General features: G+C 40.0%; 14 protein-coding genes. 3 read left to right on the top strand and 11 right to left on the bottom strand.

What is annotated here, in order from left to right:
- Positions 1–277: 277 nt before the first annotated feature.
- Together AC1DVB_RS21830 and AC1DVB_RS21835 are read left to right on the top strand one after the other, a co-directional pair.
- Positions 278–778 (top strand): VOC family protein, encoded by a 501-nt coding sequence (locus tag AC1DVB_RS21830; RefSeq protein ID WP_089362193.1) that lies wholly within the window; start codon positions 278–280, stop codon positions 776–778.
- Between the two features lie 163 nt (positions 779–941).
- Positions 942–1,493, top strand: coding sequence for a ribonuclease FAU-1 family protein (locus AC1DVB_RS21835; protein ID WP_057277936.1), 552 nt, complete (start codon positions 942–944; stop codon positions 1,491–1,493).
- Positions 1,494–1,581: 88 nt separating this feature from the next.
- On the opposite strand, the gene AC1DVB_RS21840 is transcribed toward AC1DVB_RS21835, so the two are convergent.
- Complete coding sequence (locus AC1DVB_RS21840) at positions 1,582–2,232, bottom strand: lysozyme family protein (protein ID WP_034311999.1); 651 nt, start codon at positions 2,230–2,232, stop codon at positions 1,582–1,584.
- Positions 2,233–2,388: 156 nt separating this feature from the next.
- Here AC1DVB_RS21840 and AC1DVB_RS21845 point away from each other — a divergent pair, with 156 nt between their 5' ends.
- Positions 2,389–2,544: a DUF4021 domain-containing protein gene (locus AC1DVB_RS21845; protein WP_454861265.1), complete on the top strand. Its 156-nt coding sequence runs from the start codon at positions 2,389–2,391 to the stop codon at positions 2,542–2,544.
- Between the two features lie 187 nt (positions 2,545–2,731).
- On the opposite strand, the gene AC1DVB_RS21850 is transcribed toward AC1DVB_RS21845, so the two are convergent.
- The 10 genes from AC1DVB_RS21850 to AC1DVB_RS21895 form a co-directional block, all read right to left on the bottom strand.
- Entirely contained in the window at positions 2,732–3,517 is a 786-nt protein-coding gene (locus AC1DVB_RS21850) for a glucose 1-dehydrogenase (protein WP_057277672.1), read from the bottom strand.
- 49 nt (positions 3,518–3,566) lie between these two features.
- Positions 3,567–4,319: an SDR family NAD(P)-dependent oxidoreductase gene (locus tag AC1DVB_RS21855; protein WP_034312008.1), complete on the bottom strand. Its 753-nt coding sequence runs from the start codon at positions 4,317–4,319 to the stop codon at positions 3,567–3,569.
- A 34-nt stretch (positions 4,320–4,353) separates the two neighbouring features.
- Positions 4,354–5,142 carry a glucose 1-dehydrogenase gene (locus AC1DVB_RS21860; protein WP_098865804.1) on the bottom strand — a complete coding sequence of 263 codons (789 nt, stop codon included), beginning with the start codon at positions 5,140–5,142 and terminating at the stop codon, positions 4,354–4,356.
- Between the two features lie 113 nt (positions 5,143–5,255).
- Positions 5,256–5,906 carry a GntR family transcriptional regulator gene (locus tag AC1DVB_RS21865; RefSeq protein WP_098865803.1) on the bottom strand — a complete coding sequence of 217 codons (651 nt, stop codon included), beginning with the start codon at positions 5,904–5,906 and terminating at the stop codon, positions 5,256–5,258.
- 147 nt (positions 5,907–6,053) lie between these two features.
- Positions 6,054–6,851: a DUF2935 domain-containing protein gene (locus tag AC1DVB_RS21870; RefSeq protein WP_283930724.1), complete on the bottom strand. Its 798-nt coding sequence runs from the start codon at positions 6,849–6,851 to the stop codon at positions 6,054–6,056.
- A 365-nt stretch (positions 6,852–7,216) separates the two neighbouring features.
- Complete coding sequence (locus AC1DVB_RS21875; RefSeq protein WP_057277676.1) at positions 7,217–7,549, bottom strand: AtuA-related protein; 333 nt, start codon at positions 7,547–7,549, stop codon at positions 7,217–7,219.
- On the bottom strand, positions 7,521–8,906 hold the full coding sequence (locus AC1DVB_RS21880; protein ID WP_477590915.1) for an acyclic terpene utilization AtuA family protein: 1,386 nt from the start codon (positions 8,904–8,906) through the stop codon (positions 7,521–7,523). The genes AC1DVB_RS21875 and AC1DVB_RS21880 overlap by 29 nt, the downstream gene beginning before the upstream one ends.
- A gap of 50 nt (positions 8,907–8,956) precedes the next feature.
- Positions 8,957–9,820 carry an HpcH/HpaI aldolase/citrate lyase family protein gene (locus AC1DVB_RS21885; protein ID WP_095678405.1) on the bottom strand — a complete coding sequence of 288 codons (864 nt, stop codon included), beginning with the start codon at positions 9,818–9,820 and terminating at the stop codon, positions 8,957–8,959.
- A 39-nt stretch (positions 9,821–9,859) separates the two neighbouring features.
- Positions 9,860–11,020: a CaiB/BaiF CoA transferase family protein gene (locus tag AC1DVB_RS21890; RefSeq protein WP_377333158.1), complete on the bottom strand. Its 1,161-nt coding sequence runs from the start codon at positions 11,018–11,020 to the stop codon at positions 9,860–9,862.
- Positions 11,021–11,057: 37 nt separating this feature from the next.
- Positions 11,058–11,953: citrate:proton symporter (locus tag AC1DVB_RS21895; protein WP_477590918.1), on the bottom strand; the 896-nt coding region annotated here is incomplete at its 5' end.

Raw genomic sequence — 11,953 nt, forward strand, 5'->3', positions numbered from 1 at the left:
ATATAGGACTTTTCACGGTTGAAAAGTTTCTATATCCTTTTGTATTTCCATCACCATGAGAAGGATATTGTAACAAGCAAAGGATTAAGGGGATTAGTTAAATGATCGGTTGGAAAACACAAAACACAACCTAACTTTACATCATTATCTTGGTTCAGGATAAAAGGTGTATAGTGAAAGGGTACTTTCCAGGTATTTAATCTTATCTTATCTTATCGAATCAATTCTCATTTCCTGACCATAATAGCAAGGATGAAAACAATAAAGGAGAAAAATCATGAAAAACAAAATTCAAAAAATCACCACTAACCTTTGGTTTGATTCACAAGCCGAAGAGGCTGCGAAGTTCTACACATCCATCTTTGAAAATTCTAAGATCGGAAGAATCACCAGCTATGGAAATGAAGGAAATCAAATCCATGGAAAGACAATGGGTTCTGTGATGACCGTGGAATTTGAATTGGAAGGACAAACATTCGTAGCATTAAATGGCGGTCCTCAATTCAAATTCACAGAGGCAATATCATTTATCATCCATTGCGAGGATCAAAAAGAATTGGACTATTATTGGGGGAAACTCTCGGAAGGCGGAGATGAAAAGGCGCAAGTGTGCGGTTGGCTGAAAGATCAATTTGGTGTGTCATGGCAAATCATCCCAGAAAGTCTAACCGAGATGGTGAACGACTCCAATCCTGAAAAATCGGAAAGAATGATGAAGGCGTTGCTCCAAATGAAGAAAATTGACATTAAAACTTTAGAGCAGGCGTATCAAGGATAAGTTCCAATAAACAACATTCTGATTAGGCAGAAGAGTGAACGATTTTGAAATAGTTAAAGCCTAATTTCTCGGTACTTGTGAAATTAGGTTTTAATATTTACCAAAGTAGAAAAGAAACAAATGGCATAATGATCTAGATGGTTTTTAAGGGAGAAATAAAATGATGGACAAAATATATACAACACCACTTCAACTGGGCAAAGAAATAATTGAAAGAAAAATCCGCTATGACTCTTTAGTTGTAGAACATACCTGTATGCTATTAAACGCACAAAATCATCATGTCGTGCTTTTTCATGAAATCATGGATGCGTTCACGATGAAAGCGGGTTCCATAGAATTAAACATACCCATTGGAAGTTATACGATAGCTTATTATTGGAAAGACCGCCCTTATAATTTATACATTTGGAGAGATAATGAAGGCAATTATTTAGGTTCCTATTTTAATATTGTAAAAAATACATATATGGCGGATAAGTTGTTATCCTTTGAGGATTTGATCATTGATATCATGGTGCTTCCGGATGGGTCACATTTTATTTTGGACGAGGAAGAGTTACCTGTGCCCTTAGAGCAATTTGAGAGTGGTTCTGTTAAACAAGCCTTAAACTCTTTACTTGATTCCATTGATATCCTTCTTTCACAAATCATTGAGGAATCCGGGAAACGCTATAAACATAACGACCTCCTTCCATGGTTGAAAAATAAATGACAATCGTTTTGATTCTTTGAACTCCGCAAAAGAGGTAGCATTCCCATGAACAAAAAGCCTACTTCATTCAGTAGGCTTTTTGATCCCCTCACTCACCATCAGCTTGAGCCGATATACTGTTACCAAGCTCCTCAATGTTCTTAGATACCTTTGCACTGTATGAGTAGTCACCGTAGCAATATGGGTACCGAAAATTATCCTTGTCCCCGCCGCAATCATAGAGCTTGGGGTTCTTTTCGACCTGAAGCATGGAGAACTTCTTCGCAAGCTCTTCATTATGCTTGCCCCCTTCATTCGCCACGAAATCAATATAACCAATACCCATGTTATATGCTTGAATGATCGTGGCAAAATCCACACCCTTTTCATTGCCATATTCATTGATCCTCTTAAAATGTTTCACCCCATACTTAATGCTTTCCGTTGGATCTGTGATTGTATTTGGATCAAGACCCGCTGACTCAGATGCCTGCATTGGGTCACCGCCCCTTCCTCGGCTTTCCTGCTGCATCAAAGCAATCAATGTCGAAGTATGCTCCTCAAGTCCGTATTTAGCCAACTCCCCTTGAAGGAGTGAGCTATACTTTTTTACGTTCGCGAAAGAATCAAGCGTATTTACTGATGTGGAAACATTTTCGGAATAGGGGGTTTTCATGATCTCCTTAATGAGCAAAAATCCAAAAATCAGGATGAAAATGGTAAAAACTTTCTTTGATTTCTTACGTTTCTTCTTCTTCACATTCCCTCTCCGATATCTCTAAGTTAATATATTTATATCTTAACAAATAGTAAGACTAATAACTATTTAGTATACCCAATAATACGTTTTGCTAATGAGATTACCATGCATATTTTATCAAACAATGAGACACCCTATTGGTTGGAGGTGATATGTATGGACAAGAAGAATGAAAAAGAAGAAATCCTTGATGATAAAAAGAAAAAAAATAGAAACGAGTTTGGGGCAGATCCGGATGAACAAGAAATGAATGGTCTGTATGGTATGTTGGAAACTGAATATGAAGATAAGCTTCATGATAAAGAAAAGTAACGATTGGTTTCTTTAATGTTTGTTAAGCGCCTTAATATGGCGTTTTTTATGAGTTCCGTTACTATTCTAATGGTTCGCATTTCGTTTCATAATGTACTGATTTTTAAAATTTGAATTCATTTGGTCATAAAATAAAAGGATACGATTAAAAAGGGAGTGACCTAATACTGTCACTCCCTTTACACGTTTAGTATTGTGAAGACTGTCCGCCATCAATCGGAATGACAGCCCCGTTGATGAACTCCGATTCCCCTGATAATAGGAAGGCGACTAAACGGCCGACCTCTTCTGGTTTACCAAAGCGTTTCTTAGGATTCACACCGACGAAATCCGCCATTGCTTCTTCCCAATTTTCCCCGCCTATTTGCCTGAATGAACCTTCTACCATTGCCGTTAAGATAACTCCTGGTGCAATGGCATTTATGCTGATTCCATATTGACCATATTCTATGGCCGCTGTTTTCGTTAAGCCTGCAACAGCATGCTTACTCGCAACGTAAGCACTTTGGTTAAGCACAGCACGAATTCCACCTACGGAAGCCACGTTCACCACTGCCCCTGATCCTTGTTCTTTCATGATTGGCAGAATGTATTTCATACCATAGAACACACCATTGATATTGATGTCCGTCACTTTGTTGAAAACTTTACTATCGTATTCAGCCATAGGAGCTTGTTTACCTTCGATACCCGCATTATTATAAAATGCATCGATTCTGCCATACTTGCTGACTGTTTGGTCTACATAGTTCTTTACTGCTTCTTCATCCGATACATCTGCAGTGACCAGAAGCACGTCCGATTTTGGTGCAATTTCCAAGATTAATTTTTTTGTCACTTCCAAAGATGCATCGTTTAAATCAACTAATGAAAGTTTAGCCCCTTCTTTAGCCAATTCCAATGCGGCTGCTTGTCCTAACCCTGATCCTGCCCCAGTAATGATTACAACTTTGTCATCGAATCGTTCGCTCATTTGTCAAAACTCCCTTTTTTAAGTTATCTCGAAAATCCTTTGATTATTATTATCCTTTAAAGCTTAAGAATCCATCATCAACAGGGATGACTTGTCCATTAATGGCGTCCGCTTTTTCAGAGAACAAGAACGTTACAACTTCAGCAACTTTTTCTGGCTGAATCAATTTTTTCCTCATATGAAGTTGTGCCAAACTGTCCAGGAACTCTTGATCTTCACCAATGATCGGCGTTTCGATGAAACCTGGTGCAACACCGACAACACGAATCCCATATTGCGCAAGTTCAATGGCACCGGATTTAGTCATGGCGATGACTGCAGCTTTTGCGGCATGGTAATTAAAGCTGCCAATTGAAACCATCGTCCCATATATAGAAGCTGTATTAACGATCGTTGCCCCAGTTACACCAAGCTCGACCATCTTCCTTGCTGCATAATACATGCCATAATATACGCCGTGTTGGTCAACATCAACGACTCTGTGGTATGATTCTGGATCCATTTCCAAAAATGGTTTTACTAGCCCAATTCCAGCGTTGTTGAATATGCCATTGATGGTGCCATGGTTGGCAATTGCTGCTTCGACCATCGCTTCCACTTCTTCCGCTTTAGCTACGTCCACTTTCACAAAAGATGCCGTGCCTCCCTTTTGTTGAATAGATTCAGCCGTTTCCTTAGCGGCAACATCATTATAATCAGCCGCTACGACAATAGCTCCCTGATCAGCTAATTTATATGCCGTTTCCTTACCAATTCCGCTGCCCGCTCCTGTAATTATTATGACTTTTCCTTTTAAACTCATGTATGTGTCCCCCTTTAATAATGTTTTTTGCTAATCAGATTAAAATGGCTCCTCCGTCGATTACAAGTTCTTGACCCGTAATGTGGCTGGAAAGATCGGATACTAAGTACATCATTAGATTTGCAACTTCCTGGGGCTCAGCATACCGGCCATCCGGAGTCGTTGCTTCCAACTGTTTTCTAGCCGTTTCTGCTGCCGCGGAATCACCTTGACCAAATCCGCTTTCAATCGACCGCATCATAGCTGTATTGACGACACCTGGGCAGACCGCATTCACCCGGACACCATGTGGAGCAACTTCGACACCAGCTGTTTTCGTCATTCCAAGAACCGCATGTTTACTTGCGCCATACGCCATCATATTTGGCGTTGCCAGTAAACCCGCTCCAGAAGCTGTATTCACGACTGCCCCGCTTTTTTGTTCAATCATATGTGGCAATACATGTTTCAAGCCCAAGAAAACGCCGCGTACATTTATTGTCATTAATTGATCGAAAACCTCAGTAGGATAATCGATAAGGGGCATTATTTTGCCTTCCCACCCGGCATTATTCAAGAAAATATCGATTTTCCCATAGGAATCTATCGTTTTTTGGACATAATTTTTAATATCGGCTTCCTTTGTAACATCGGCTTTTACGAATTTCGCTTCGCCGCCGTTTTCTTTGATTTTATTTACCGTTTGCATGCCAGCCTCTTCGGAAAGGTCTACAACAACCACTTTGGCTCCATTTTCTGAAAGTGTAATAGATGCTGCCCGGCCGATCCCCCCGCCGCCGCCGGTAACAATTGCTACTTTTTCTGTAAAATCGAATGCTTGCATAATATTCTCCCTTTCTCCCTTTAATCTTGCTGAAGATATTCTTGTTTGAATACGATTACATCATAACATTTATTTTGTCGATTGTCGACAATTTGGTTTTAGAGTCAAAGACTCTACATCACTCCACGACTCAAGGCTTCATGAATTTCATTTTTTGCTTTAACGAAATCATCTTCTAGAATGGCCTCAATGGACATTTTTAATCTGAAATGGAAGTTTTCCATCGTTTCCGTATTCCATTGACTTTGGGCAAAAACCATAAGGATATGACTGGCTTCTTCAAAAAATCTTGATAATGCTTTATTATTAGCGATTGAAAAAATATAGCGAAATATCTGTGTTGCCCTTTTTTGATACTCGATTACATTCCTATTTTCACACTCATCGGTTGCACTTTCCAAATGCCTTTGTAATGATTGCTTATTTTCTGCATGCCACTTCCCTTGGGAAAAATCAATGCCCATCTGGATCAACCCGATCGTAACATCATTATATTCAATGATTTCCTTTTGTGAAAATGGCTTGACGATCGTTCCCCGCCGCGGCATCCTCTCAACAATACCGTCAACCTGCAATAAATAAAGGGCTTCGCGTACGGGTGCACGGCTAGTGTTCAATTCTTTGGAAATGTCTTCTTCGACGATTTTCTCTCCAGCTTCTATTTCACCTTCAATGATTTTTTTTAAAATGTGTTTAGCGATTTGTTGTGGTAACGATTCTCCAAAATAAATGCCATCTGTCAAATTGGAAGCATTTCCAAACATCTTTCAGCACTCCTATACTTCTATAATTAATTTTAGTTCTTCTAGTATAACATAAGGATAGGAATTAACTTCCTTTATAAATCACACCCATTAAGGAAAGCACATATAAAGAGCCCGTTTAAAGAAAGGGCTCCATGAGGTACTTTTTTATTCGACTAGCCTCGGTTTCGCTGGATTGCAATTTGGCTTTTCCATGTCTGTCGATTCAGCGAGTTTCGTTAAATAATAACATTCTTCACGCCACATATGATCGGCCATTAATGGCGAAAAAGTTCCAAGAGCCTGCGCACTGAGGTCAAGCTCCTCCAATTCAAGCAGGAAGTGCTGGAAGAATTTAATTTCCAATGTAACGTCCGCATTCATTTTTTCCAACGCTGGGAATGTTGACAGATTGGTTCGTAAAAATCCAGCCATTTCAACAGCTTTTAAATAAAAATCATTAAAATGTTTTTTATATTGCTCACTTTTCTCTTTTAATCTTTTTTCAACATCATCCAAATTGGATGATATTGTACCTGCATGCCCTGCTGCATCTAGCAGCCAAAGCAAATGATGATGAAGTTCATGAAAAATCGGCGGCATTTGATTTGCATTGAAATATTTCAATAATCTTAAATATTCTTCTAATTCGTTCACCATATGATTAATGAATGAAGGTGAAAGATGTATTTTAATTTTACCTACCAGATGCTCTTTTAAAAGACATAGCTTAAACTCCCGAAATCTTAATGTTTCTTGTTCTGCTGTGGCAGTAAGTTGCGAAATTTCTTCCGAATTGGCTTTACCAAGGAGAGTATCAAAAATTTGAATGAATTCTGAGGCAATTTCAATGTATTCCACTTCGACCGGAGCTAAAGACTCGTGGATGAACCTGGCATGGTCTCCTAAGATTTGCAGCCAAAACCGATGCTCGAATCTTGCTGTTTTCTCCAAAAACTCGTTCATTTGCTCTCCCCCATAATTTAAAGTATCGAAAACACTTATTATTTTTATTCCTATAAGGAAATACTTATGAACAAAAAATGAACAAAGGTCAGCAAATTTTTATTAAATGATCATCATTCTTTACGGAAAGAGAAAGGGGCCCTGCACCCCTCTGCTCATCAACTTATACTAACCAAGCAGCATTTGAATGCTTCCTCACTTGCTATACTCATATAATCCTATCGTAGCAATCGGATTGTTTGATCAAATGATGTATAACAAAGTGTCAGCTTATATGTTAGGGTGGATACCAAAAGAATATCTCCTCAAAAAATCGGGATACAAAAAACGAGCCCTTGAATATTTGGCTCGCCTTCATAAGAAAATTAATAATTTGGGTCATGTACATCAGCTTCCATATCGATTTCCATATCCATTAGGGCTGAGCTCATGCTTTTTCCATGTCTATCCAAAGCAAGTGATTTTGTGACTCCTCCGCCTAGAGCGTTTTGCATGACAAAGTTCAATGCGCCAATTTTCGGCAGTTCATACCTAACCACATCACCCTTCACTATTTCGTGAAAGTAATCCTTAACCTTTGCTGCGGTTACCTGTTTTTTTACTTTCTCAAAATCCTCCATACGATAGACGATGACGGAAATATTTGAAATATTTCCTTTATCCCCTGATCTAGAGTGAGCGACTTGCTTGAGTTTCAATCTTGTCTACCTCCTCGTACGTTACGTCGATTGTAATATCTTCGCTAGGAATAAGAATTGAAGCAATGGATACAACCTCTTGGACATTAACCCGAACACCACCGCCTCCAGCAGGCCCATTAGTATATAAAGCTTCCACCTCTAGGCCGATTAAGTTAGCGCCTACTTTATCAGCTGTCCTGGCTGCAACCCTTAATCGTACCTCCGATAGTTTTTCTCTGTTATACAACGGTTCCGATATAGAAGATCCATATAGCGAATTAGAACCAATATGATCGAATCTCATTTCTTGAATCTCAATATTTGCCTGAATTAACCGGTGTCTCACTACTTCTTCCGCCATTCTTGACCTTCCCAAACAACCCGAACCTCCGTAACTGATTTCTGCTTCAACTATGTATCCGTCCAAATAGCCGATGCTCGTTTTATAGTAACCGCTCTTCTCTTTTCCAGACACTCCCTTAATATGCACTTGGTTTGTTTCCTTTTCTATCACTTCTATTTGAGAAAAATCAGCGATAACATCCGGAGTTAGATATCGGGTTGGGTCATGAATTTCATATACAACCTGTTCCTTTACGGTAGCAGCCGTAACCATGCCTCCCGAAACCTCAAGCTTGGTTAAAAGAAAGTTCCCATTTTCCTGTACTTCGGCGATCGGATAACCGACATTCCATAAGTCAGGAACATCCTTATACCCCGGATCTGCGAAATAACCACCGGTCACTTGGGCTCCACACTCGAGTAAATGACCAGCGGCTGTCCCCTTACCAAGAAGCTCATAGTCTGTATCCTGCCAACCAAATTCATGTTTAAGTGGTGCAACTACTAATGAAGGATCAGATACCCGGCCCGTAATTACAATATCTGCACCTTCTCGCAAAGCGGAAACAATTCCTGAAATTCCGATATAGGCATTTGCAGAAATGATGGAAGACTTCACCTCTTTCAAGGGGACTCCGGTTTCTATTATTGTGCAATCCATGTACTTCCCAATGTTCGGATATACATCATCTCCACTTACAGCTGCTATTTTTAAATGTCCGATGCCTTTTTCCTCTGCTAATTGCTTAACGATCTTAGCGGCTGCGAGAGGGTTTGCTGCTCCCATATTGGTGATTAATGTGACATCATTCTCGATGCACAGTGATAAGACTTTTTCCATACGATACTTCAATAAATGGTTGTACCCCTTATCAGGATTTTTCATTTTCTCCTGCTGAGCAAGGGCAATTGTTCTTTCTGCTAAACATTCAAAGATGATGTAATCCAAATTTCCTTTTTGAATTAATTCCATCGCAGGCTCAATTCGATCGCCTGCATATCCTGCACCCGAACCAATTCTAATCTTCTTCATAATAACTTCCTCCCTTCAAGCACCAGTGGGAACTTGAGCGAAACTTGACGTCAAGCTTGATATAAATTAACTGATTGAAGGGTACGCTTAGCACGTTCTACAATAGGAAGGTCAACCATTTTCCCATTAAGCTGCAAAACGCCTTCCCCTTTGACTAATGCCTGTTCGAACGCACTTACAATTCTTTCTGCTTCCTCGATTTCTTCAGGACTTGGGGTAAAGACCTGGTTTACAAGATCGACCTGATCGGGATGAATGATTAATTTCCCTTGAAATCCAAGCTCCTTAACAAGCTGGGTTTCGGCTAGAAAGCCTTTATGATCTTTTATATCAACAAAAACCGTGTCTATAGGGGGTCCAACTCCCGCAGCCCTGGAAGTAACAACCAATTGAGATCTTGCATAGAGCAATTCATGGGCATTCTTCGTTATGGTTGCATTTATATCGAATGCATAGTCCATGGAACCGAAAGCAAGCTGCTGAACTCTCTGACTAGCAGAAGCGATTTCAAAAGAATTATATAATCCTAAAGCAGACTCTATTAAAGGTACAATTTTTATTTGGCCCTTATTTAGATTCCTTTTTGATTCCCTTTCAACTAATAAATGATCCAAAGACCTAATTTCTTCTTTTGTCTCAACTTTCGGTAATACAATTCCTGTCAAACCGAGATCAATTAGATCAAGTAAGTCATCGTAAAAATATGGTGTGTGAAATCCATTTATTCTGATGTAATTTTCCTTTTCCTGATTCGCCTTGATATATTTCCTCACTAAATCTCTTGCATCTTTTTTTCCTTCTGGAGAAACAGCATCTTCTAAATCATAAATGAATACATCGGCACATAATTGCTGCACTTTCTTTAATTTCTTTTCATCAGACCCAGGAATGAACATCCATGTCCGAGTAATCATAACTTCACCCCTTTTCTTTTTCCATCATTAGGAAATTCCTTATATTTTTCCGATGATTTCGTTTTCAAATCCAAACTCCTTTAGGATAGACTCTGTATGCTCGCCAACATCCGGTATAGGATTCATGACCGGCTCCAAATCATCGAAAGTAACAGGAGGGATGAGTGCATTTAATTTTCCAGCAGGAGAATCGACTTCTCGCCAACGTCCCCGGACCTTCAATTGTGGATGTTTGATGAATTCCTCTACCGTATTTAAATGGGCATTCGCAATTTTTGCTTTTTCAAGTTTTTCAATTATCTCACTCGAGTTCATTTTTTGAAAAACAGCGTCAATCATTTCCTTGAGAATACCGCTATTGGAAACGCGGAATGCATTACTATGAAACCTTCTATCTGTAATTAATTCAGATTTTTCTAACACTTGTGTGCAAAAGCTTTCCCACTCCCGCTCATTTTGAATGCCCAAGAATACTAATTTTCCATCCCCTGCTAGGAACGGGCCATAAGGATAAATCGTTGCGTGATTTGCCCCAGTTCGCTTCGGATCCGTCCCACCATACCCAGAATAGTATAGTGGATATCCCATCCATTCTCCCAACGCCTCAAGCATTGAAACCTCCATCACCTTTCCTTTACCTGTCCTAAAACGAGAAATAAGTGCAGTTAATATACCAGAGTACGCATACATACCTGCTGCAATATCCGCAATCGATATGCCTGTTTTCGATGGAGTGTCTTTTGTACCAGTAATGGAAACGACACCTGCCTCACATTGAATGAGTAAATCGTATGCCTTTTTATCCATATAAGGACCGAACGTACCATAACCAGAAATTCCGCAAATCACAAGTTGAGGATATTTTTCTTTGAGGACAGAGGAACTAAAACCAAGTCGATCAACAGCACCGGGTGCCAGGTTTTGAATGAATACGTCCGCCTCCGAAAGCAATTTATCCAAAACCATCTTTGCTCCATCCTGTTTTAGATCAAGGGTCAAGGATTCTTTCGATCGATTGAGCCAGACAAAGTGGCTCGACATTCCGTGAACGGTTGAATCATAGTTTCGTGCAAAATCTCCAGATCCAGGCCTCTCTACCTTTATCACACGTGCCCCTAAGTCTGCCAACTGCCGAGATGCAAATGGAGCTGCGACTGCCTGTTCTAATGACACAACTGTAATTCCCTCAAGAGGTAACATTGAACCACTCCCTAATTGAATTTCCAAACTAATTTATTTAAAGAGGTATTGCCCCTGTAAGCAATGCCACGATTGTCATCACGATAGTACTGCCAAAAGCCCAGAAAAAAATCTTTTTCTGAAGATCTCCCAAATCAACCTTACATAATCCAATAAGGACAAACACAGACGGATTCAATGGACTCAAGGGAAAACCCGTTGTCCCGTTCCCTAATAATGCAGCCCTGCCAATTTCTATTGGGTCAACACCAAAGGCTGCCCCGGCCTCACTTAGTACAGGAAGCAGCCCATAATAAAAGGCATCAGGGGAAAATATTAAACTTAATGGCATACTGACCACGGCTACCAGGATTGGCAGATGTCCTCCCAGCCAATCCGGTATGGATGAAACCATAGAAACAGCCATGGCGTCAATCATCTTAGTTCCTGAAAGAATTCCTGTGAAAATACCAGCCGCGAATATGGTCGTACATACCATAACCATGCTTTGGGCATGGGAAGCAATTTGTTCTTGCTGTTTTTTCACGTCAGGAAAATTCACTAACAAAGCAATGGCGAAAGCAACAATGAATAATACAGGAACTGGAATTATTTCCATTATTAGTGCGACAATCAAAGAAATGGTTAAGATTAAATTGAACCAATAGAGTTTCGGTAGACTCGATGACATTTCTAGTGTTGCCGCGATTTCTCCCGATTCCAATGAATCGCCTTTGTTCGAAATAATGCCAATTCTTTTTCGTTCTTTTTTACCAAATATATACGATACAAATACTACCCATACAGCCCCAGCTAACATGGCTGGAATGATGGGATTAAACAATTCGGAGGACTCCGCCCCAAGGGAAACCATTGCTCTAGCTAGCGGCCCTCCCCATGGAATAATATTCATGACCCCCGCACCCAACGCCACTACTCCTGCTAATGTAAGTG

The organism is Peribacillus sp. P4_D6, assembly GCF_056401795.1.